The organism is Pseudomonas sp. P4_C4, assembly GCF_056402055.1.
On the sequence record NZ_JBFUID010000030.1, the window covers coordinates 20,971 to 42,165 of the forward strand.

The 21,195-nt window shown below is 55.8% G+C and carries 21 protein-coding genes, 1 tRNA gene and 2 pseudogenes; 10 read left to right on the forward strand and 14 right to left on the reverse strand.

From position 1 onward, the window contains the following. Window positions 1-18 precede the first annotated feature (18 nt). The 3 genes from AC1DXW_RS16625 to namA all read right to left on the reverse strand — a co-directional run bounded on the left by AC1DXW_RS16625 (window position 19) and on the right by namA (window position 2,733). On the reverse strand, window positions 19-1,038 hold the full coding sequence (locus tag AC1DXW_RS16625; RefSeq protein WP_477760223.1) for an alpha/beta hydrolase: 1,020 nt from the start codon (window positions 1,036-1,038) through the stop codon (window positions 19-21). Window positions 1,039-1,246: 208 nt separating this feature from the next. Further along, complete coding sequence (locus AC1DXW_RS16630; protein ID WP_477755547.1) at window positions 1,247-1,630, reverse strand: nuclear transport factor 2 family protein; 384 nt, start codon at window positions 1,628-1,630, stop codon at window positions 1,247-1,249. A gap of 62 nt (window positions 1,631-1,692) precedes the next feature. Further along, window positions 1,693-2,733 carry an NADPH dehydrogenase NamA gene (gene namA, locus AC1DXW_RS16635; protein ID WP_477755548.1) on the reverse strand — a complete coding sequence of 347 codons (1,041 nt, stop codon included), beginning with the start codon at window positions 2,731-2,733 and terminating at the stop codon, window positions 1,693-1,695. Between the two features lie 113 nt (window positions 2,734-2,846). Here namA and AC1DXW_RS16640 point away from each other — a divergent pair, with 113 nt between their 5' ends. Further along, complete coding sequence (locus tag AC1DXW_RS16640; RefSeq protein ID WP_477755549.1) at window positions 2,847-3,236, forward strand: winged helix-turn-helix transcriptional regulator; 390 nt, start codon at window positions 2,847-2,849, stop codon at window positions 3,234-3,236. 50 nt (window positions 3,237-3,286) lie between these two features. Here the strand turns inward: AC1DXW_RS16640 and AC1DXW_RS16645 are convergent, their stop codons facing one another. From AC1DXW_RS16645 to AC1DXW_RS16665, 5 genes and pseudogenes are all read right to left on the reverse strand, one after another. Then, on the reverse strand, window positions 3,287-3,346 hold the full coding sequence (locus tag AC1DXW_RS16645; RefSeq protein WP_477755554.1) for a hypothetical protein: 60 nt from the start codon (window positions 3,344-3,346) through the stop codon (window positions 3,287-3,289). Between the two features lie 39 nt (window positions 3,347-3,385). Beyond that, a pseudogene (locus AC1DXW_RS16650) lies at window positions 3,386-3,460 on the reverse strand (TetR/AcrR family transcriptional regulator); the annotation flags it as partial. A 157-nt stretch (window positions 3,461-3,617) separates the two neighbouring features. Continuing rightward, entirely contained in the window at window positions 3,618-5,363 is a 1,746-nt protein-coding gene (ggt, locus tag AC1DXW_RS16655; RefSeq protein WP_477760224.1) for a gamma-glutamyltransferase, read from the reverse strand. 183 nt (window positions 5,364-5,546) lie between these two features. Beyond that, on the reverse strand, window positions 5,547-6,806 hold the full coding sequence (locus tag AC1DXW_RS16660; RefSeq protein WP_477760225.1) for a cation:dicarboxylate symporter family transporter: 1,260 nt from the start codon (window positions 6,804-6,806) through the stop codon (window positions 5,547-5,549). A 113-nt stretch (window positions 6,807-6,919) separates the two neighbouring features. Then, window positions 6,920-7,345, reverse strand: a complete 426-nt coding sequence (locus tag AC1DXW_RS16665; RefSeq protein WP_046054868.1) for a VOC family protein — start codon at window positions 7,343-7,345, stop codon at window positions 6,920-6,922. A gap of 206 nt (window positions 7,346-7,551) precedes the next feature. On the opposite strand from AC1DXW_RS16665, the gene AC1DXW_RS16670 reads away from it, so the two are divergent. Then, window positions 7,552-8,430: a LysR family transcriptional regulator gene (locus AC1DXW_RS16670; RefSeq protein WP_477756932.1), complete on the forward strand. Its 879-nt coding sequence runs from the start codon at window positions 7,552-7,554 to the stop codon at window positions 8,428-8,430. Window positions 8,431-8,484: 54 nt separating this feature from the next. On the opposite strand, the pseudogene AC1DXW_RS16675 reads toward AC1DXW_RS16670, so the two are convergent. Then, window positions 8,485-8,592: pseudogene (locus tag AC1DXW_RS16675) on the reverse strand (transcriptional regulator); the annotation flags it as partial. Between the two features lie 194 nt (window positions 8,593-8,786). On the opposite strand from AC1DXW_RS16675, the gene AC1DXW_RS16680 reads away from it, so the two are divergent. Continuing rightward, a complete protein-coding gene (locus AC1DXW_RS16680) occupies window positions 8,787-8,996 on the forward strand; it encodes a hypothetical protein (protein WP_477760226.1) in 210 nt (69 codons plus the stop codon). A 474-nt stretch (window positions 8,997-9,470) separates the two neighbouring features. Here the strand turns inward: AC1DXW_RS16680 and AC1DXW_RS16685 are convergent, their stop codons facing one another. After that, window positions 9,471-9,860 carry a MerR family transcriptional regulator gene (locus tag AC1DXW_RS16685; protein WP_477755946.1) on the reverse strand — a complete coding sequence of 130 codons (390 nt, stop codon included), beginning with the start codon at window positions 9,858-9,860 and terminating at the stop codon, window positions 9,471-9,473. A 74-nt stretch (window positions 9,861-9,934) separates the two neighbouring features. Between AC1DXW_RS16685 and AC1DXW_RS16690 the strand changes: the two genes are divergently transcribed. The 7 genes from AC1DXW_RS16690 (at window position 9,935) to tcuC (ending at window position 17,688) form a co-directional block, all read left to right on the forward strand. Next, window positions 9,935-11,005, forward strand: a complete 1,071-nt coding sequence (locus AC1DXW_RS16690; RefSeq protein WP_477755947.1) for an SDR family oxidoreductase — start codon at window positions 9,935-9,937, stop codon at window positions 11,003-11,005. A gap of 5 nt (window positions 11,006-11,010) precedes the next feature. Then, on the forward strand, window positions 11,011-11,757 hold the full coding sequence (locus AC1DXW_RS16695) for an EamA family transporter (protein WP_477755949.1): 747 nt from the start codon (window positions 11,011-11,013) through the stop codon (window positions 11,755-11,757). A 327-nt stretch (window positions 11,758-12,084) separates the two neighbouring features. After that, window positions 12,085-12,486, forward strand: a complete 402-nt coding sequence (locus AC1DXW_RS16700; protein WP_477760233.1) for a GFA family protein — start codon at window positions 12,085-12,087, stop codon at window positions 12,484-12,486. 150 nt (window positions 12,487-12,636) lie between these two features. Beyond that, a complete protein-coding gene (locus tag AC1DXW_RS16705) occupies window positions 12,637-13,572 on the forward strand; it encodes a LysR family transcriptional regulator (protein ID WP_121102046.1) in 936 nt (311 codons plus the stop codon). Window positions 13,573-13,740: 168 nt separating this feature from the next. Beyond that, a complete protein-coding gene (gene tcuA / locus AC1DXW_RS16710; RefSeq protein WP_477755948.1) occupies window positions 13,741-15,195 on the forward strand; it encodes an FAD-dependent tricarballylate dehydrogenase TcuA in 1,455 nt (484 codons plus the stop codon). Continuing rightward, window positions 15,182-16,339 (forward strand): tricarballylate utilization 4Fe-4S protein TcuB, encoded by a 1,158-nt coding sequence (tcuB, locus tag AC1DXW_RS16715; protein WP_477760227.1) that lies wholly within the window; start codon window positions 15,182-15,184, stop codon window positions 16,337-16,339. Before tcuA ends, tcuB begins: the two co-directional genes overlap by 14 nt. 47 nt (window positions 16,340-16,386) lie before the next feature. Then, window positions 16,387-17,688, forward strand: a complete 1,302-nt coding sequence (tcuC, locus tag AC1DXW_RS16720; RefSeq protein WP_477756421.1) for a tricarballylate/proton symporter TcuC — start codon at window positions 16,387-16,389, stop codon at window positions 17,686-17,688. Window positions 17,689-17,981: 293 nt separating this feature from the next. Here tcuC and AC1DXW_RS16725 read toward each other — a convergent pair. From AC1DXW_RS16725 to pheT, 4 genes are all read right to left on the reverse strand, one after another. After that, window positions 17,982-18,058: transfer RNA gene (locus AC1DXW_RS16725), tRNA-Pro, on the reverse strand. A gap of 89 nt (window positions 18,059-18,147) precedes the next feature. Next, on the reverse strand, window positions 18,148-18,504 hold the full coding sequence (locus tag AC1DXW_RS16730) for a MerR family transcriptional regulator (RefSeq protein ID WP_003179985.1): 357 nt from the start codon (window positions 18,502-18,504) through the stop codon (window positions 18,148-18,150). Further along, window positions 18,485-18,787, reverse strand: a complete 303-nt coding sequence (ihfA, locus tag AC1DXW_RS16735; protein ID WP_002553164.1) for an integration host factor subunit alpha — start codon at window positions 18,785-18,787, stop codon at window positions 18,485-18,487. Before ihfA ends, AC1DXW_RS16730 begins: the two co-directional genes overlap by 20 nt. A gap of 3 nt (window positions 18,788-18,790) precedes the next feature. Next, window positions 18,791-21,169, reverse strand: coding sequence for a phenylalanine--tRNA ligase subunit beta (gene pheT, locus AC1DXW_RS16740; RefSeq protein ID WP_477760228.1), 2,379 nt, complete (start codon window positions 21,167-21,169; stop codon window positions 18,791-18,793). Between the last annotated feature and the right edge of the window lie 26 nt (window positions 21,170-21,195).

A 21,195-nucleotide genomic window follows, 5' to 3' on the forward strand; every position in this document is an offset into this window, starting at 1 on the left:
CGGGTTCTTTTTTTGAAGTTACTCGCTCAGGTTGTTCTTGAGTTCTTGAGATGCCTGCTCGATCGCGGTGTGGGGCGCCGGCAGATGGCTGAATGCGTTCGAAAGCCCAAAATCGTGAATCATGCCGTTGTAGCGTACCGACTTCACAGGCACACCCGCAGCGTCGAGCTTGCGGCCGTAAGCTTCAGCTTCATCGCGTAGGACATCGAATTCGGCAGTTTGGATCAGCGTCGGCGGCAAGCCCTTCAACTGCTCGGTTGTCGCCTGCAGCGGCGACGCGTAAATCTGTTTGCGTGCTTCGGCGTCGAGTGTGTAATTGTCCCAGAACCACACCATCAAGTCCTTCGTCAGGAAGTAGCCGTTGGCAAACTCCTTGTAGGACGGCGTGTCAAAGTTTGCATCCGTCACCGGACACAGCAACACTTGCGAACGCAGTGCTGGTGCGCCCTTCTCGTTCGCCATCAAGGCAACCACGGCTGCAATGTTCCCGCCTGCGCTGTTGCCAGCTACGGCGAGGCGTTTGCCGTCTACGTTGATCTCCTTGCCATGTTCGGCCACCCATTTTGTCGCAGCATAGGCTTGCTCGATGGCGACGCCGTATCCCGCCTCAGGCGAGAGGGTGTAGTTGACGAAGACCGCCACCGCGCCCGAGCCTGTCACCAGGTCACGCACCAGCCGCTCGTGGGTCTGGAAGTCGCCCAACACCCAGCCGCCGCCGTGGAAGTACATGAACGCGGGTAGTGTTTTCTGTTTGCTGCCGACAGGGCGAACGATGGTCAGCTTCAGGTCGCTACCGTTGACGCGGATCGTCATCTCGCTGACATCAGCTGCCGGCAAGGCCACTTGGGGGGCCGCCTGGGCGGCCACCAGCGCGGCGCGGGCCTCGACCGGTGTCATGGAGTCGAGCGTCTTACCGCCTTCAAGGGATTGCAAGAATTTTGCGGTGTTGTGTTCAACGCCGGGCTGGCTGGCTGCAAAAGCACTACCAAGGGACAGGGTCGCAGCGGTAAGGGCCAGAGCGGATGTGAGGGTTTTCATGATCTTTCCTCTGTATTACCTGAGTGAGTGCATCGTTTTAAATAGCGAGCTACTTCGTATTTTTGTTGCGTCTTCACTCAGGCAGTGGAAGACAACGACTTGAAGGTCGTGTGCCGGACGCACAGTTCCAGCGCCGCTCGTCTGCAAACAAAAACACAGCAGGCATGCTGGGAAGCCTCATCCCCGCCTACCCAAGGAGGACAGAGGTTCAATGCGCTACGTGGGTATGGAAGATCTTGCTGACGACTTTCCACTCGCCATCGACTTTCAACAGATGGAAAAAGTCGGTGAAGGAGATGCCTGACATGTCGTTGGCGTCGATGCGAGCGCTAGCCGCCGTACCGACAACCTCGATGCGGGCTATAGCGGCCGGTGCGTCAGGAGACGGGCGGAAACCCGTGTCGATCCCATCGAACAGGATTGGAATCGCGCCGCCGGCCAGCTTACCGTCGCCATCGACGCTAAACATGGTCGCTTGCTCACTGAAAGCTGGCTTCATGATGCTGCTTTTGGCCTGCTTGCAGCCCTCAATGTACTTGTTCAGCACCTCGGTGATGGCTTGGTATTCTTGTACGTAAGTCGGTTTGCTCATGTTTTCACTCCTGCTTCATTGGGTTGCTATTGATCACTGATTTGATTTATGCAAAAAAAGCTTCAGGCTTTGGTATCAAGCCAGACAGATCCATAACGCGTGTAGGCGTCAGGAATCTCTATGACTTCCTTCAGATCATCTGCAGCGGTGCGAACCCAGAATGGATCACGCAGCATTTGTCGCCCTACAAACACCAGATCAGCGCGGCCGTTTTGCAAGATTTCTTCGGCCTGACGCCCACTCTGAATCACACCCACAGCACCTGTAGCAATATGCAACTCCTTACGCAGTAATTCAGCGGCCGGTACCTGGTACCCCGGGTAGGTCTGCACCTTGACCATCTTGACTCCGCCGGAGCTGCAGTCGATCAGGTCAACACCCTGCTCTTTCATCCAGCGACCATATTCAAGGAACGACTCAGGCGTGTTTCCGCCTTCGGTGTAATCAGAGCTGGATATCCGTACGAACAGAGGACGATCTTCCCAGTGAGTTTTAACCTCTTCCAAAACTTCGCGCAGGAAGCGATAGCGACGCTTGGCATCACCTCCATATTCGTCGTCGCGCATGTTGGCTAGTGGCGAGAGAAACTCACTAAGCAAGTAGCCATGCGCGGCGTGGATCTCGAGCACATCGAATCCCGCTTCGCGGGCGCGCCGTGCGGCATCGCCATATAGCTTTACCAAACCCGGAATTTCATCAGCTGCGAGTTCGCGGGGAACAGGGCTGGTATCCGTGAAGGGAATCGCCGACGGAGCGATATGAATGAGATTAGGCAAATCGGCATTGCGCCCGGCATGGCCAATTTGAGCGCCAGCTTTTGCCCCAAAGCCGTGGAGCAGTTCAGTCAGCGCCTTCAGGCCGCCAATATGCTCATCGCTCCAGATACCCAAGTCACCGGCCCCTATACGAGCATCAGCCTCGATAGCCAGCGTTTCTGGAAAAATCAGCCCCGCCTGACCTAAAGCTCGAGCACCATAATGAACTCGGTGCCAGTCAGTGACAAAGCCATCATCAGCGGCCATGTGCATGCACATAGGGGACATAACGACCCGGTTTTTCAGTTTCAGGCCTTTAATTTCATGGGGGGATAGCAACAAGCTCATCTGGCGGATTCCATAGTGGTTAATATGGAATCATGCTAACGTCCACAGCATCTTTACGTAAGTACGCACAATTTTGTGCTGTAGGCACATTTTTTATACCATGGAGATACCCAGTGAAGAAATGCGCTCCTCAGGGAGAAGTTGAAGCGTTTGCTTGCCCCGTCGCGTTTACCGTTGATGTGATCGGCGGGAAATGGAAATCGCTCATACTGTTCCACCTGATGTCCGGAACAAAGCGGTTCAACGAGTTGCGCCGGTTAATTCCGGATGTGACTCAGAGGATGCTCACCCTTCAGTTGAGAGAGCTGGAGACAGACAGAGTTATCCATCGCGAAATCTATCGCGAAGTGCCGCCCAAGGTGGAGTATTCGCTCACAGAATTAGGCAACACACTTGCGCCTTTGGTCAGTGCGATGCGGGAATGGGGAGCGGTGCATGAGAGTACGATCTTAGAGTTCAGGCGCTCTGCGGTCGATGACGATCAGTTTGAATCTCTGGCCTAGTTTTAGATTCTATTGCCTCAATGACTTTGTGTTCGATGGGCTGGCTCACATTAATGAGGCAGCAGTTGGACGATCTCATTCGCTTGCTGCGTCGGCAGCCGCGTCAGCAAATTTTTGAGATAGGCGAAGCCTTCAAAGGAACAAACTCAGTAACCTTTATGGGTCATCAGCGACTTCGCTACATCGATGATGTGCTGCCGCATGTCTTGAATAGGTTTCTTCATAGGGTGGATAGCCCACAGAAAACTAGACCGGTTGTCTATAGACGTTTTCCCGATCTAGCTTTCTTCCATCCCTCAAATCACCAAGCCTCACCTCAGTGCCCGACGATGGAAACGGAAACTGTTGCTCAGATCGAATTATTTGTTTGGAAATGACGAATTATTTGACCAGCATCGTTACTCCCCTGCCCCTCGGGTCTGTCACCGGTTCCGGGATACCGCCATTCACCTTGATCGCCTGAATATCACCATTGAAGCCCTGGTTGACTAGGTTATAGCCCTTAGCGTCGAGATCTCTGGCCAATCGCCCTGTGATCGGAGAGTAAGGCTCCCAGAAAATGGTATTTGCTGGCAGCAATTGATGATGAAAGCGCATCGCGCCAACCGCATCCTTTAGCGGCAATTTGAAGTCATAGATATTGCTCACCACCTGAAAGATCGACGTAAAAATTCTAGGGCCACCCGGCGTGCCGATGACCAACGCGACCTTCCCGTCCTTCAGGAAGATGGTCGGAGACATCGAGGAAAGTGGTCTCTTTCCGGGCTCAATCGCATTGGTGTCATTACCGACAACCCCCATCTGATTGGGCACTCCGGCAAGGGCAGAGAAGTCATCCATCTCATCGTTGAGCAGTATTCCGGTTTTACTGGCAACCACTCCAGACCCGAAGAAGCCATTCAATGTGTAGGTGTTCGATACCGCGTTCCCCCATTTGTCGACAATTGAAAAATGAGTCGTTTCCGGTTTTTMCGGGAAGGTAATGTTCAAACCTGCGACTACTTTGCTGGTGTCTGAGGGTGCCGAAACACTCACTTCTGCTGCACGCCGCAGTAGGTAATTATGATCCAGCAGCTGTCTTACCGGAACCTTGTAGAAATCGGGATCGCCCAGGTAGTGAGCTCGGTCGGCAAACACTCGCTTTTCGATTTCTGCGACCAGATGAATGTACTCTGGTGAATTCAGCGGCACGCCACTAAAATCCGCGTTTCGAGCTTCTTTCATCTTCAATAGCTGAACCAGAGCGATCCCACCGGAGCTGGGCGGTGGCGCGGTCACCACTTGGAAGCCATTCCAGTTTGCCTGTATCGGCTCTCGCCAAATTGCCTTGTAGTTCCGCAGGTCGGCTTCGCTGATAAGTCCGCCATGCTCTGTCATATCAGCGACGATCAGTTCGGCTGTCTTGCCGCAATAGAAACCTGCAGCGCCGTGCTTCGCGATTCGCTTCAATACCGCTGCCAGTTCAGGCTGCTTAAAGATCATGCCCGACTGCAACGTACCAAAATGCTCAGAGAAATTGGTTTTTCCAGCGAATCGCTGTTGGTTTTCCGTTGCCGCCAAACCGGCTAGCATTTCATCAACTCGAAAGCCCGCATCCGCATAGTGGATTGCTGGCTCGACCAGCGCCGGCCAGCTGAGCTTTCCAAGACGCTGATGGGCTTCCCACAAGCCGGCGACCGTGCCTGGCACGCCCACGGCCTTGTAGCCAAGCACGCTGCTTTGGGTGTTATCAGCAGGGATCACTTGACCATTGCCGGCGACGAACATGTCCCTGGTCGCCTTGAGCGGTGCCCGCTCGCGGTAGTCAAGAAAGTAAGGTTTACCCTCGTGATAGATCGCCATGAACCCACCACCGCCAATGTTCCCCGCTTCCGGATAGGTAACGGCTAAAGTGAATGCAATGGCCACCGCCGCATCGATGGCATTGCCACCTTTGGCAAAGATGGCTCTAGCTGTTTCAGCCGCATAACGATCAGGTACTGCCACCGCAGAATGGGTCAACAGATGCGATTTAACAGTGTTGCCTGAAGCGGCCTGAGCATTCCCCACGGTTAGGAAGCAAGCCAGTAAAACCGCACAGAACAAAGCCAACTTACGGTGTGAATCGAGAAAGGATTCTTTGCACATAAAGCACCTTATTTTTTATTAATAATCGGCAGCAAAACTCGGAAATCTGAAGCTGTACAGTTTCTAAAATCCGACTGCACAGCTCAGAGCCCGGCAAAGAGAACAGACATAAAAATTTATTGTTGACCCACGAAAACGAGAAGAGCCACAGGCTTTTGATGGCCGATGGCTCCTCATGGGTAGCTATGCTTTCTGCGTTACTCGCTCGACTCTTGAAGGCTCAAGGGCCGCCTTTTCCCATTTGGCAATTACCAATGGTGCGATTGCATTACCCAGTACGTTCAGCGTGGTTGTGCCGCTATCAATAATCCTAAATATCCCTGCAATAAGCGCTACCCCTTCCAATGGAAGACCGGCAGACGCCAACGTCGCAGAAAGAATAATGATGGCAAATCCAGGTACCCCAGCAGCACCTTTGGAGGTAAGCACCATTGTGACCACCAGCAGTATCTGCTGAGAAAGCGACAGGTCGATCCCATAGAGTTGAGCGACAAAAATCGTAGCCACACCAAGGAAAATCGACGCGCCATCCAGATTGAATGCGTAACCCACCGGCACCACAAAACTGACGATGCGGCGCGGAACGCCATAGCTTTCCAGTTTGCTCATCAACTGCGGCATGACCGCTGCGGATGCGGCACTCGAGAACGCAAGGATCAGCTCATTTCGGAAATACTTGATCAGCTTGAAAATGTTCTCGCCGATCAGATAGCAAATTCCGCCGAGAACCACCAACGCAAAGACAATCAGTGCCAGGTAGACCACACCAATCAGTTTGAGCAAGGGCAATAGCGAGGCAAAGCCAAAGGTCGCAACAGTCGCGCCGATCATGCCAAATACACCTATAGGAGCGTACGCCATGACGATTGAGACGACTTTGAACATCGCATCGGAAATACCCTGAACCACGGCGACCACTGGCGCGCTCTTCTCCCTGGGCAGCGAGTTCAATGCCATGCCGAACAACACGGCGAAGAACAGCACCGACAACAGCTTGGCTTCGGACATTGCCACAAATACGTTGTCCGGGACGATGTTCTGCACAATCACGAGAGCGCCCTTCGAAGGTTCCATCGTGATGGACGCAGCGCTATGCGTAATACCGGAAATATCAGTCCCTGTGCCAGGCTCGAAGATGTTCGCGAAACACAGACCCATCACAATCGCCAGGCCGGTGATCGCAAAAAAATACCCCAGCGACTTTATGCCCATACGGCCAAATGACTTGTTATCTCCGCCTCCTGCGATGCCCAGGATCATGCAACAAAACACGATCGGCACAACCACCATCTTCATCATCTTGATGAAAATATCGCCAAGCGGTTTCAGGATCTCCGCGCTAACCCACGATTGATACTGCGGATGGGTATTGAAGTACCAGCCGACGAGCACACCAAGCAACAGCCCGGCAATGATTTGCCACACCAAGGGAATACGTTTCATGTCTAGCCTTCTTGTTGGAATGAAAGGACTGCGTTAACTGGCAGTTGCTAGAGTCATGAGCTTCCAGCTCACTTGAGTTCAAATGGCACAACGCTGTTGTGCCAACACTTTTCTTATTTTGCGAAGAGCTGGCTCATATCCTTGAACGCCTTGAATTCAAGGGCATTACCGCATGGGTCGAACAAGAACATGGTGGCTTGCTCGCCGACCTGCCCTTTGAAACGAATGTAGGGTTCGATCACAAACTCCGTGCCGAAAGACTTCAAGCGCTCGGCCAGCGCCTCCCATTCTTCCCAGCCCAGGATGATGCCGAAGTGCGGAACAGGTACGTCGTGGCCGTCTACCGGGTTGCTATGGACGCTTTCCTGGGAAGCGGTTTTTGGGTGTTCGTGAATAACCAGTTGGTGGCCATAAAAGTTGAAGTCGACCCACTGGTTGCTGGAACGACCTTCTTCCAGCCCGAACACTTCGCCGTAAAATGTGCGTGCGCCAGCGAGGTTGTAAACGGGGATTGCGAGGTGGAAAGGCGAGAGGCTCATCAGAACTCCAATACAGTTTTTTTGTTGGTGAAGGACGGAGCGTATGAAGGCTGGCCGTTGGTTTTTCGCGACGCTTCAAGTTCCGCCGTCCCACCGACATCGGCTGATAGGCTCGGGCAGTTGCCGGGGGATGGGCACATCGTAGGGCGGCCAACCAAGTAAAAAAATCAATATAATTTTCTTAGAAACACAATTAATATTTGTGAATGATTAAAGAACTCAAAACACTCATCGCCGTTGCACGGGAAGGTACGTTTGCCGCTGCCGGGAATAAAATCGGCCTCACCCAAGCAGCGGTGAGCGCCCAGATTCAGCGTCTGGAGGCCGAGCTCGGCTTTGAGATATTCGACAGGAAGGGACGCTCAGCCCACCTAAACAGGATGGGCCATCAAATACTCCTGCAAGCGCAAGAGCTGCTTCGGCTTTACGACAATCTGGGCTCCACCACGGTCGGACTTCCTGCGAGCGTTCTGGTGAACATCGGTGCTATCGCTTCCGTACAGCGCTCCTATCTTCCAGATGCACTAGCCAAGTTTCACCAACAATGCCCGCAATGCCGAAGCCGCGTAATCCCGGGGCTATCGATGGAGTTGGTCAACCTCGTGGATGCCGGCGAAATCGACATGGCGGCAATTATTCGCCCGCCCTTCTCGCTTCAAAGCGATCTACGCTGGACGACCTTGGCGCTTGAGCCCTACCGGCTGATCGTTCCGCGCGACGTGCCGGGAGAAGATTGGTCAGAACTACTTTCAAGCCAACCATTCATTCGGTACGACCGATCATCCTTCGGGGGCAGGCAGGTGGATCGCTTCCTTCGGCACATGCATTTCACCTTGCGGGAGGTTTGCGAGCTGGATGAACTAGAGGCGATCATCAAGCTAGTGGCCAATGGCGTTGGTGTAGCGCTGGTGCCGCAGACAGCAACCCATCAGGAATGGCCCGTAGGTGTACGAGCGCTCGATCTCGGACAGCACACCTTCCACCGTGATATCGGGCTCGTGCACAGATCTAGACAGAGCTTTACCGAACCGGTGCGGATACTTGCCCAGCTTATAAGTGATCAAGTAAAGATTGGCTCCGAATAAATTCCGAGCAATAAAAAGGGCCCGCGAGGGCCCTAGTTTGTACTCAATCCAAAATCACTTGCTCAGCCAGGACTCAACAGTCGCGGAGCCGTGTTCTGCTTTCCACTCTTTCAGCGTTTTGTGATTGCCGCCTTTGGTTTCTACCACTTCGCCGGTGTTAGGTTTTTATAGACCCTCACTTGCAGCAGATTACGAGTGCCGACGCTATAGGGTTAGGGCCGAGTGAAACGCTCCATGCTCCCCAGTGAATGCTGAGCATTCAAGGTAGCTGATAAAGCCGAGTGCGCACCGTGACTCTATCTCCCACCCTCAGTTAGCCCTCCTGCTACGCTGACTTCTTTCACGGAGGAATCACGATGTCGAACGCAGACCTACTCCCTTCCCTACTCTTCAAGATCAATCAAAAACAGTTGGCTCTCGAAGCCGCCATCATGGAGCTGACGATGTGGGTCGAGCAGCGCGGCTCGGGTGAGATTGGAGGCAATGTGCGCGGCGCGCTGGCAACGATCAGCAAGAACGAGGAATTCATCAACATGACGTTAGCAGTGCTGATGACGCCGGAATGACTTCTTCCTTATAGACACAAATCGGGTAAACGTTCATTTCCCTGGAAATACGTTCTCGGCAGAAGGCCCACGGTGTCTGTGGCGGCTTCTAATCTCAACAGTTGCTGCTGCCATGACTCGCCATCTATACGAACGTCAGAGATAGGCCAATCTCGGTCATCTCTGACGTGCAGACGAGGCATCAATACCTTGGCGCCGATTGTTCCAGTCAGACAGACCACTACACGAGTCACTCTGTTTCGCCGACTCGCCCAAAGGACGGATACCATAGCTTTTCAGGGCGGGCTAGAGGACACCGCCGGACGGATACAGATTACCGAGTTGCTGCCGCATAGATGGGCGCCCGTTTAACCACGCAAGGTCTGTTGGGCGGACGTTTGCTGTCCAGGGCCTGGCCAGAAGGCTTTAGAAAATGCATAAGGGGGCTTGAAACTTGAAGCAGGCTGCAGCTTCCGCTCTCTAGATGCTGACCGTTCAGTTGGAAGAGTTGTTCAACTGCTGAAGCTCAAGTTGTTTGGCAGCACTGGCTTCGAGGTTTGCACGCTCTTCATCCAGATACCGATAAATACTTTGGAGGTTGGCGATTTTCTGTTTGACTTCTGCCATCTTCTTTTCAATTAGCTTGGCGCCGTCAGCACAATCGATCAGCTTGTTCCGCTGCGCATCCAGAATCTCGCCTATTTCCCCCAGGGAAAACCCCATGCTTTGCGCGCGCTGGATAAAGCCCAGATCCTGCAGAGTTTGCGCTGTGTAATCGCGATAGTTGTTAGTTCGCCGCTGCGGTGAGATCAGGCCGATTTGCTCGTAGTAACGTAGCGTATGGCGGCTGGCACCGCTGCGGGCCTCGAGTTCGCCGATTTTCATGAAAACACCGCTTGACCATAGAGTTGGGTCGATAGTTTACGCTTGGTTCCTCACCTTAAACAAGGAACAGGGAAATGAGCGTGGAGTGCTTTGTCACGGGGGGTACCGGTTTCATCGGTCAACATTTGGTGGCGTACCTGAGTGCAAAAGGTCACACCATTCGGGTGTTGATGCGTCGCCCGGAGCGACTAGCTGAACTGCGGGAGCAAATCGACAATTTGGGCGGGTGCGCAACCCGGGTATTTGCCGTAGCTGGCGATCTGGAACGGGACAACCTGGGGCTGAGTCTTGCTGATCGAGAAGTGCTAAGGCACGCCAGCGTCGTATTCCACCTGGGCGCCCACTTCGCCTGGGGACTTTCAGTGGAGCGATCTCGTGCGGTGAACGTAGAAGGGGCAAAGCGCGTGGCGCTGTTGGCGGCTGAGCAAAAAAGCCGGTTAGTGATGATCGGCGGCTACATGCTGAAAAATCATGAACATCTGCAACGCATCGGGATTGATCCTCGTAATCCGGAGCTGACGAATTGGCCTGCCGTCTACCGGCATGTCGGTGGTTACGAGGCGAGCAAGCTGGAGGCGCATTTTGCGACCCTGGAGGTCATGTCCGCCAAGGGTGGGGAGATTACCGTTGTCCACCCCGCGACGGTCTGTGGCCACAGCCGCACGGGGCATATCGTTGACGGTCAGCCGCTAGTGGAGCTGATACGCAACCTTGTGCAGGGAAAGCTGACTGCAGTGCCTGGTACCGCCAAGCACTGGCTGCCACTGGTCACCGTGGATTACCTGGTTGAACTGGTGGCGGTTTGTGCTTTTGATCCTGCCATGGTGGGTCAGGAACTGCTGGCGCTTGATGACCAAACTCCCAATTTGCGAGAACTCTTGGTACAGGTGGCACAACCTTTGGGCTTAAAGTCTCCCAAGCATTACATTTCACTCCGATTGCTGAAGTTGCTACTGAGTATTCCTCCCGTCGCGCGGATTTTGAATACAAAACCCGAAGCCTTGGACTTTATCCAGACCACTCGTTTTGATACAGCGGCGGTCGAGCAATTTGCCAACAGGTATGGAATAGCCAAACCGGATATACGTCAGTCTTTGCAGCACACTGCAACGTTCGTCAACTCATATTGCATAACCAAGGGCTAAGCCCTCTGACTTCTCCCTTGGGGGCGACAAAGTCGTTAGCCCCGATTAAATGGACTCAGGCGGCTATCTGCGCGTTCCTTGGCATCTTTGTGCTGTTCCACTTCGAAACGTCCGCCTATCGACATTACGCTGCAGCAGGTGTGGTGGTGGTGCTGATGGCCAGTGCGTCAATTTCCTCGATCATTCTGGGGCGCATTTTTCTCAAGGATGCCATCACCGCGAACGCGACCGTGGGCGCCGCACTGGCTATCGCCGGGATCGCGGTGATCTTCGGCGCCGACCTGCAGCAGGGCTTTACCCTGCAAGGTGCTGCGCTAGCCTCCATGGCCGGCTGCGGCTATGGGGCGTTTTCGGTTGCCATGAAGCGGATGGGCGTGTCGGGGGGACTGCACTTCACCCGGCAATTGCTGTTCTTTGGCAGCCTGTACCTGCTGATGCCGGCCGCGGCCGATGATTTCGTGATCGGCGAGYTGTCGCCGCTGGCGATCGCCGCACTGTTAGCGCTGGCCGCGCTGCCGACAATCCTTGGCTTCTTCTGCACCACCAAGGCCATCGAGTATCTCAAGCCATCCCAAGTGCAGGCGCTGGAACTGACCGAGCCGCTGTTCGCCGCCCTGCTGGCGTTTGTGGCGCTCAATGAAGTACCGCGCGAAAGCCTGTACGCGGGAGCGGCACTGATCATCGTCGGCCTGTGTTTCTCCAATGAACTAATCCGCTTGGGCAGCAAAGCATCCGTACCTTCGACCGAGTGAGCTATTTTCGGATCCTGATTACTTTAGCAACCAGTGGTTTTTAAGTGTTTTGAGCTACTGACCGCTTCTGGCCGATTCTGTTGAAAAAGTCGGTTCGCCCAAACAGCCTGGTCATTGACTGGTTAAAACGCCTTTTTTGCACACTGCTACGTGAAATCCGAGTCCGGAAGCCTCTGCCAAAAGTAAAGATTTCAATCTCGGACGCGTACTTTTCCGATGCGCAAACCATGGCCGACTTTTTCAACACAATCGGCCAGGAGCAGTCATTCGACACTCCTCGTGCCAACGTTTAAATTGACCCGTTTAGTTACCTGGCCACCTCAAAAAATGACCGGCACTTTCCAAGGCAGCTGCCTCTGCGGCGCCGTCAGTTACGAAATAAAATCACGCCCCAAAGCGGTTTCACATTGCCATTGCAACCAATGCCGTAAAAGTCACGGGGCAGCGTTTGCCAGCTATGGCAGCGTGCTGCGAACTGACCTGCATATCATCCAGGGCACGGAGTGCATCACGACTTACCGCTCCTCCGAATCAGTGCTTCGTCAGTTCTGTGGCCAGTGCGGTTCGTCGCTGTTCTGGTCGCGAAGCCGGGGTGAATACGCAGACTGGATATCTATAGCGCTGGGTTCGCTAGACACGACCTTTACTACCGACAAGCAGCAACATGTAGAAGTGACGTCCAAGGCGCCCTGGTATGAAGTACAGGATCAGTGGCCACAGTCTCGATGACAGCTTCGGGTCAACTGCTACCAGTCCTCGACAAAGCGCACGCGCTCAACGGTCAACCCAAACCTGCGACAATGCTGCCTCTTCGGGCTTCGTAACTTGCGTGGCAAACGTTCAGGTATTTGAATAACAAATTCGCGGGGAGCAGCCACATTGGAATTGAGACAACTGCGCTATTTCGTAAAAATCATCGAGCTTGGCAGCCTGGGGCGTGCGGCACTTGAACTGGACGTTGGTGTGTCAGCCCTCAGTCAGCAAATCTCCAAGCTGGAAAGCGAACTGTGCACCCGCCTCCTGAATCGAACCTCTACCGGCGTGACGCCCACTAGCGCCGGATTTGCGTTTTTACACCATGCCCAATTGACGCTACGCCAGGCGGAAAACGCAATCATGGCCGCCCATCGCGGGCGAATGAGCGGTTATGTCAGCGTCGGCTTACCACCGACTACCGCGACGGTGCTCGCGTTGCCGTTGATCAACGCAATGCGTGCGCGTTATCCGGACATACAACTGCATTTGGTGGAAATGCTTTCCGGCCACTTGGCGGCGCAGCTCAACGCACGGCAAATTGACCTGGCCATCCTGTTCCAGCTCGAAGGGGGTAAACGCTGGAGCGTGACTCCGCTGCTGGATGAAAAGCTGTTTGTCATTGCCTCGCCCAGCCTGCCACAAGCGCCTTCTGGTGACAGCGTGCAGTTAGCCGACCTTGGCGGCCTGCCGCTGGTGATGCCCAGCGCGCAACATGGATTGCGCTCGGCATTGATGAGCGCGTTCGAGCGGGTCGGGCTAACACCCAATGTCATTATGGAAGTCGACGGTCTCGCTGTTTTGATGAACGCCGTTCGGGCCGGTCATGCGGCGACGATACAACCGGGGGCGGCCGCTGCATTGAAAGACGGGTCCGGACTTTCACTGATCAGGATTGCCGATCCCCATGTGGGCCGACGTAATCTTCTGGCGACGCTGGCTGACGACGAACTCTCTCCGGCGGCGCTGGCAACGCGGTTGGTCATCGTCGACGTGGCGCGACAGTTGGTCGTCGACAAACAGTGGCCTGGAGCTACGTGGATAGAAGGGGTAGACGCGTAATCCTCCTTCAACCCCGGACACATAAGTCTCTCCTGACGACAAAGCCTTTAGAAAAACTAAACACCCCGCGTCAAAAGCAGCCTTTCGGCCACTCCTTCCCCACCCTATCGTTCTCCCCACTCGCAAGGAGCACTTCGTTCCCGCTTCCTTGCAAATCGAGGAGCGATAATGATCGATGTCTTAATCATAGGGGGTGGCAACGCTGCCTTGTGCGCCGCTCTGATGGCGCGAGAAGCAGGCGCCAGCGTGATGCTGCTGGAAGCCTCTCCGAAAATCTGGCGCGGTGGCAACTCCCAACACACCCGTAATCTGCGGTGCATGCACGACGAACCGCAGGACGTGCTGATCGATGCCTATCCGGAAGAAGAATACTGGCAAGACCTGTTGAAGGTCACCGGTGGCCTCACGGATGAAAAGCTTGCACGCATTGCAATTCGGGCATCGTCTTCTTGCCGCGATTGGATGCGTTCACACGGCGTGCATTTTCAGCCACCGCTGTCCGGCGCGCTGCACGTGGCGCGGACCAATGCATTTTTTATGGGCGGCGGCAAAGCGCTGGTCAATGCGTATTTCCGCAGCGCCGAGCGCCTGGGTGTAAAAGTTCGCTACAACACGCAAGTGACCGACATCGAGTTGGATGAGGGGAAATTCGTCGCCGCCCATGTGGGCGAACATGAGGTCGATGGCCAGCGTTTCGCCGCAGAACGCATTGAAGCCCGGGCCTGCGTGTTGGCGGCCGGCGGCTTCGAATCCAACCGTGAATGGCTGCGCGAAGCCTGGGGTCAGAACGAGCGCGGTGAATGGCCATCGGACAATTTCCTGATCCGGGGCACCCGATTCAACACCGGCATTTTGCTACGGCGCATGCTCGACCTTGGCGCAGATGTGATCGGCGATCCGACGCAAGCACACATGGTCGCGATTGATGCCCGCGCGCCACTCTATGACGGCGGCATCTGCACCCGAATCGACTGCGTATCTCTCGGCGTGGTGGTCAATCGTGATGGCGAACGCTTCTACGACGAAGGTGAGGATTTCTGGCCAAAACGTTATGCGATCTGGGGACGTCTGGTGGCCGGACAACCCGGTCAGCAGGCGTATTCGATCATCGATCAACAAGCCATCGGCCGCTTCATGCCGCCGGTCTTTCCCGGCACCACCGCCAATACTCTGCAAGACCTTGCCCGCCAGTTGAAGCTTCCTCAAGAAAAATTCGTCAAGACTGTCGAGGACTACAACCGCGCCTGCCGCGTTGGCACGTTCGATCACACGGCGTTGGACGACTGCCACACCCAAGGACTGATGCCCGCCAAAACTCATTGGGCGCGGCCATTGGTGAAACCACCTTTCTACGCCTACCCGCTTAAACCGGGTGTCACGTTCACCTACCTCGGCCTCGCCACCGACGAAACCGCTGCCGTGCATTTCAACGGCAACGCGAGCCCCAACCTGTTCGTCGCGGGAGAAATGATGGCCGGCAATGTTCTGGGCAAGGGCTACACCGCCGGCATCGGCATGGCCATCGGTACCGCGTTTGGCCGCATCGCCGGTGTGCAGGCGGCCGCTTCGGTGGGCTTTGGCGTTTCATCTGCAAACACGGAGTCTCGATATGCAACTGTTTGATCCCCAAGCGTCGGGCGGGTTGATCCCGGTGCTGAATCTTGACGAAAGTGAAGTCCAGCGGCAGATGACCATCTGCAATGCCTGCCGTTATTGCGAAGGCTTTTGCGCGGTATTTCCGGCGATGACCCGGCGCCTGGAATTCACTCAGGCCGACATCCATTACCTGGCGAACTTGTGCCATAACTGCGGCGCGTGCCTGCACGCCTGTCAGTACGCCGCCCCACACGAATTCGACGTCAACATACCCAAAGCCATGGCCAAAGTGCGCCTGCATACTTACGCCGAATACGCCTGGCCGCAAGCCATGGGCAAGTTGTATCAGCGCAACGGCCTGACCCTGGCGCTGGCTTCCGGTGGGGGACTGGCGTTGTTTTTATGCCTGACCCTGATGCTCATGGGCAACCTGTTCACGGCCATTCCCGGGGGCGACTTCTACAAGATTTTCCCGCATAACACCCTGGCGCTGATGTTCGGCTCAGTGTTCGGCTTTGCGGTACTTGCCCTGACCATGGGGGTACGGCGCTTCTGGCGCAACGTTTCACCGGTCGCAGCGCCACTGCCATTGAAAACGTCCGCTGCATTGGAGGCTACGGCCAACGTCGCGAAGCTCAAATACCTGGACGGCGGCCATGGCGAAGGCTGCAACAACGCCAACGATCAATTCACCTTGTGGCGACGCCGATTCCATCACCTCACCTTCTACGGCTTCATGCTGTGCTTCGCCGCCACCGGTGTCGCCACGCTCTTTCACTATCTGCTGAAGTGGTCGGCGCCTTATCCGATCTTCAGCTTGCCGGTGATGTTGGGTATTGCCGGTGGCATCGGCCTGCTGATCGGCCCCGCGGGTCTTCTTTGGCTGAACCTGCGTCGCGACCCTGCGCACGGCGATGAGAACCAAAAACCCATGGATCGCGGCTTCATCGCACTGCTGTTTCTGGTCAGCGCAAGCGGCCTGGCGCTACTGGCTTTCCGTGAAACCAGCGCTCTGGGCTTGACGCTGGCTATCCATCTCGGTCTGGTCATGGCGTTTTTCTTGACCATGCCCTACAGCAAATTCGCCCATGGAATATTCCGCAGCGCAGCGCTGCTCAAACACGCCATCGAGAAGCGTCAACCCAACCCGATCAACGCCGGCAGCGACTGACGGTTAAAGCACTCATTCCAAAAACAATAGTGAGCATAACGGTAGCCATGATGAAAACGACAACGGCAACAACCCGAGCAAAGGGGTCCAAATTAGGCGCCATTTTGCGGGTCACCAGCGGTAACTTTCTCGAGCAGTTCGACTTCTTTCTGTTCGGGTTCTACGCGACCTACATCTCCCAGACTTTCTTTCCAGCCACCAGCGAGTTTGCCTCGCTGATGATGACCTTCGCGGTATTCGGCTCCGGATTCCTGATGCGTCCGTTAGGCGCCATTGTGCTGGGGGCGTACATCGACAAGGTGGGCCGTCGCAAGGGACTGATCGTGACGCTGTCGATCATGGCCGCCGGTACCGTATTGATCGCCCTGGTGCCGGGCTATGCCGCCATCGGCGTGGCGGCACCGATTCTGGTGTTGTTGGGCAGGCTGCTCCAGGGCTTCTCCGCCGGCGCGGAAATGGGCGGTGTTTCCGTGTACCTGGCGGAAATTTCCACCCCTGGTCACACCGGTTTCTACACCAGTTGGCAATCGGCCAGCCAACAGGTGGCGATCGTCGTCGCGGCGGCGTTGGGCTACACGATCAATGCCACGATGCAAGCCGCTGAAATCGCCGATTGGGGCTGGCGTATTCCGTTCTTCATTGGCTGCGTGATCATCCCGTTCATTTTCATTATTCGCCGCTCACTGGAAGAAACCGCTGCCTTCACTGCTCGCAGCCATCGTCCAACAACTCGCGAAGTTTTTCGCTCGATGCGTGACAACTGGCGCACCGTACTGGCGGGCGGCTTGCTGGCGTCCATGACCACCACCACGTTCTACCTGATTACGGTCTACACACCGACGTTTGGCAGAACAGTTCTGAACCTGAGCACCACCGACAGCCTGGTGGTCACACTGCTGGTCGGCATCAGCAACTTTATCTGGCTGCCTATCGGCGGCGCCCTCTCCGACCGCATTGGCCGTCGGCCACTCTTGCTGGCGATATCGTTGCTGTGCATCTTCACCGCCTATCCCGCCATGCACTGGCTGGCAGAGGCGGCGAGTTTCGAACGTCTGCTCGCCGTGCTGCTGTACTTCTCATTCTTCTTTGGCATTTACAACGGCGCCATGGTCGCGGCACTGACCGAAGTCATGCCACAGAACGTGCGGGTGGTCGGGTTTTCACTGGCCTTCAGTTTGGCCACCGCGGTGTTTGGCGGTTTTACCCCGGCAATCTCGACGCTGCTTGTCCAGGCCACGGGCGACAAGGCATCACCTGCCTACTGGCTGATGTTCGCGGCGGTGTGCGGGTTCACAGCGACGACGATTCTGTATCGTCGGCAAAAAGCTTTGGCAGTCAGAACCGTTTAGTTCCTCGATCGCCGACGCTTACCACGCGTCAATCCACGGCGGGAACCGAATTAATTTCGGCCGGTAACGTAAGGCAGAAACCGGCCAATAGCACCGTTAACATGCGACAGGGATTATCCCAAAAACAGTCGTCAATTCACTCATAAAGCAGGGACCATAGCCCTCCCCCAGGACACATTCCGGCCTTGATATCTGCTGAAGATTCCACCCAGAGCCAGTCGTTTTGTAGGGGTAAAAACGAAGAAAAATAAAAAGGGGTCGCGAGATAAAATCTCGCAACTCCTTGAATTATATGGTCGGGACGGAGTGATTCGAACACTCGACCCCTAGCACCCCATGCTAGTGCGCTACCGGACTGCGCTACGCCCCGACTAGGCGTGAAACTCATCCCTCACCTCGAGGAACGCTCAAGAATATATCGCAAGCTTTTGAAAACTGGAAGTATTTAAAAGCAGGAATTTATTTCTTGAGTACCACCAGAACATCTTCGAGCTCGGCGATCATCTGGCGGATCATTTGCTTGTATTGGGTGGTGTCGTCTTTGGCTTCATCGCCGGACAAGCGCAGGCGCGCTCCGCCGATGGTGAACCCCTGATCGTAAAGAAGCGCGCGGATCTGCCGGATCATCAGCACGTCCTGGCGCTGATAATACCGACGGTTTCCGCGGCGTTTGACCGGGTTGAGTTGAGGAAACTCCTGCTCCCAGTAGCGCAGCACGTGTGGTTTTACCGCACACAGCTCGCTGACTTCACCAATGGTGAAGTAGCGTTTGCCCGGGATGACGGGGAGCTCGTCGTTATGACTTGGTTCCAGCATAAGCCTCAACTCGGGCCTTCAACTTCTGCCCTGGACGAAAGGTGACCACACGGCGAGCCGTGATCGGGATTTCTTCCCCCGTTTTCGGATTGCGGCCAGGCCGCTGGCGTTTGTCCCGAAGGTCGAAATTGCCGAAACCGGACAATTTGACTTGTTCGTTGTCTTCAAGAGCGTGCCTGATTTCTTCAAAAAACAGTTCGACCAATTCCTTGGCCTCCCGTTTGTTCAGGCCCAGCTCTTCATACAGACGTTCCGCCATCTCAGCTTTCGTCAGAGCCCCCATACGTCACTTCCTTAACGTGGCGTTCAACCTTTGTTCGAGCGAGGTGAGGATGTTTTGCGTTGCGGTATTCACCTCATCGTCATTAAGAGTGCGCGATGGATGCTGCCAGGTCAAGCCGACTGCGAGGCTTTTTCTATCAGGATCAATGCCTTTACCCTGATACACGTCAAATAGCCTGAGGTCTGTCAGCCATTCGCCTGCATTTTCACGGATTACGTCCAGTACAGCCGTGGCTGCAACGTCTTTATCCGCAATCAGTGCAAGGTCACGACGAACTTCAGGAAAGCGTGATAACTCGTGGAATTTTGGCATTTTGCCCGACGCCACTTCCGCCAGAACCAACTCGAAGACGAAGACCGGACGGTCGAGACCGAGGGTTTTCGACAACTCAGGGTGGATCGCGCCAATGAAGCCGACCAGACGACCATCACGCTCGATGCGCGCGGTTTGACCCGGGTGCAACGCTGGGTGTTTGCCCGGCACGAAAGTGAACGCTTCCAGAGCACCGGCGAAGCCCAGCACCGCTTCGACGTCAGCCTTGACGTCGAAGAAGTCGACGGTATCGCGACCCTGCGCCCAGCCTTCCGGCAGGCGACTACCGCAAACAACACCCGCCAACATCGGCTCTTGCTTCAGACCTTCGAGCTGACCAACGAAACGCAGGCCGCTTTCGAACAGACGCACGCGATCCTGCTGACGGTTCAGGTTGTGCTGAAGCGCCTTGACCAGACCTGGCCACAGCGACGAACGCATGGCAGCCATGTCATTGGAGATCGGGTTAGCCAGCAGCAGCGGCTCAACACCCGGATTAAACAGTTCGAACTGTTTCGGATCGATGAAGCTGTAGGTAATGGCTTCCTGATAACCACGGGCAACCAGCAGGCGGCGCAGTTCAGGCAGGTCGCTACGGGCTTCTGCCTTGGCTTGCGGCGCCAGACGCGCTTGCGGATAACGAACCGGCAAACGGTTGTAGCCGTACAGGCGTGCCAGCTCTTCGATCAGGTCGACTTCCAGGCTGATATCGAAGCGATGGCTCGGTACGTCTACACGCCACTGCCCTGCCCCGTCGGCAGTAATGGTCAGGCCCAAGGCATTGAGCAGACGCTCCACCTCAGCCGAATCCATTTCCATGCCCAGCATCTGGGTAATGCGCTGGGCACGCAGGGTGATCGGAGCAATTTTCGGCAGGTGCTGTTCGCTGACGGTCTCGATGATCGGACCCGCTTCACCACCGGTGATCTCCAACAGCAAGCCAGTCGCGCGCTCCATGGCTTCGCGGGCCAGTTGCCAGTCCACACCACGCTCATAGCGATGCGATGCATCGGTGTGCAGGCCATAGGAACGGGCCTTGCCTGCTACGGCGATCTGGTCGAAGAAGGCGCTTTCCAGGAACACATCACGGGTGGTCGCGGAAACACCGCTGTGCTCGCCACCCATGACACCGGCAATGGCCAGCGCTCGGGAATGGTCGGCAATCACCAGCGTATCGCTACGCAGGCTGACTTCCTGACCGTCGAGCAGCACCAGTTTCTCGCCCTCTTCGGCCATGCGCACACGGATGCCACCGTTGATTTCGGCGAGATCGAAGGCGTGCAGCGGCTGACCCAGTTCCAGCATCACGTAGTTGGTGATGTCGACGGCAGCATCGATGCTGCGCACATCTGCACGACGCAGGCGCTCAACCATCCACAGCGGCGTAGGCCTGGACAGGTCGACGTTACGAATCACACGACCGAGGTAGCGCGGGCACGCGGCGGGCGCCAGCACTTCTACCGAACGCACTTCGTCGTGGGCGGCAGGAACCGAAGCCACCACCGGACGGACCACAGGAGCGGCGTACAGTGCGCCGACTTCACGAGCCAGACCGGCCAGGGACAGGCAGTCGCCACGGTTCGGGGTCAGATCGACCTCGATGCTGGCGTCTTCCAGGTCCAGATAAACACGGAAGTCCTTACCTACCGGCGCATCGGCCGGCAGCTCCATCAGGCCGTCATGACCTTCACCGACCTGCAGCTCGGATTGCGAGCACAGCATGCCGTTGGACTCAACGCCACGCAGCTTGGCCTTCTTGATCTTGAAGTCACCTGGCAGCTCGGCGCCGATCATGGCGAAAGGAATCTTCAGGCCCGGGCGCACGTTTGGCGCACCGCAAACCACCTGGAAGGTTTCCGAACCGTTGCTGACCTGGCACACGCGCAGCTTGTCGGCGTCCGGGTGCGGTTCGGTGCTCAGCACCTCGCCCACTACCACGCCACTGAAAACACCGGCGGCCGGCGTAACGCTATCGACCTCAAGACCGGCCATCGACAGACGAGCAACCAGCTCGTCGCGACTTACCTGCGGGCTAACCCAGCCACGCAGCCATTGTTCACTGAATTTCATCCTGCTCTCCTAAGAATTCGTTACGA

Excerpts from the sequence above, each read along its gene's own strand:
- ihfA (WP_002553164.1), bottom strand. The coding sequence starts at position 18,787 with ATGGGGGCTCTGACGAAAGCTGAGATGGCGGAACGTCTGTATGAAGAG.
- pheT (WP_477760228.1), bottom strand. The coding sequence starts at position 21,169 with ATGAAATTCAGTGAACAATGGCTGCGTGGCTGGGTTAGCCCGCAGGTA.
- namA (WP_477755548.1), bottom strand. The coding sequence starts at position 2,733 with ATGAGCTTGTTGCTATCCCCCCATGAAATTAAAGGCCTGAAACTGAAA.
- AC1DXW_RS16625 (WP_477760223.1), bottom strand. The coding sequence starts at position 1,038 with ATGAAAACCCTCACATCCGCTCTGGCCCTTACCGCTGCGACCCTGTCC.
- tcuA (WP_477755948.1), top strand. The coding sequence starts at position 13,741 with ATGATCGATGTCTTAATCATAGGGGGTGGCAACGCTGCCTTGTGCGCC.
- tcuC (WP_477756421.1), top strand. The coding sequence starts at position 16,387 with ATGATGAAAACGACAACGGCAACAACCCGAGCAAAGGGGTCCAAATTA.
- AC1DXW_RS16670 (WP_477756932.1), top strand. The coding sequence starts at position 7,552 with ATGATTAAAGAACTCAAAACACTCATCGCCGTTGCACGGGAAGGTACG.
- tcuB (WP_477760227.1), top strand. The coding sequence starts at position 15,182 with ATGCAACTGTTTGATCCCCAAGCGTCGGGCGGGTTGATCCCGGTGCTG.
- AC1DXW_RS16630 (WP_477755547.1), bottom strand. The coding sequence starts at position 1,630 with ATGAGCAAACCGACTTACGTACAAGAATACCAAGCCATCACCGAGGTG.
- AC1DXW_RS16665 (WP_046054868.1), bottom strand. The coding sequence starts at position 7,345 with ATGAGCCTCTCGCCTTTCCACCTCGCAATCCCCGTTTACAACCTCGCT.
- AC1DXW_RS16685 (WP_477755946.1), bottom strand. The coding sequence starts at position 9,860 with ATGAAAATCGGCGAACTCGAGGCCCGCAGCGGTGCCAGCCGCCATACG.
- AC1DXW_RS16660 (WP_477760225.1), bottom strand. The coding sequence starts at position 6,806 with ATGAAACGTATTCCCTTGGTGTGGCAAATCATTGCCGGGCTGTTGCTT.
- AC1DXW_RS16690 (WP_477755947.1), top strand. The coding sequence starts at position 9,935 with ATGAGCGTGGAGTGCTTTGTCACGGGGGGTACCGGTTTCATCGGTCAA.
- AC1DXW_RS16730 (WP_003179985.1), bottom strand. The coding sequence starts at position 18,504 with ATGCTGGAACCAAGTCATAACGACGAGCTCCCCGTCATCCCGGGCAAA.
- AC1DXW_RS16700 (WP_477760233.1), top strand. The coding sequence starts at position 12,085 with ATGACCGGCACTTTCCAAGGCAGCTGCCTCTGCGGCGCCGTCAGTTAC.
- AC1DXW_RS16680 (WP_477760226.1), top strand. The coding sequence starts at position 8,787 with ATGTCGAACGCAGACCTACTCCCTTCCCTACTCTTCAAGATCAATCAA.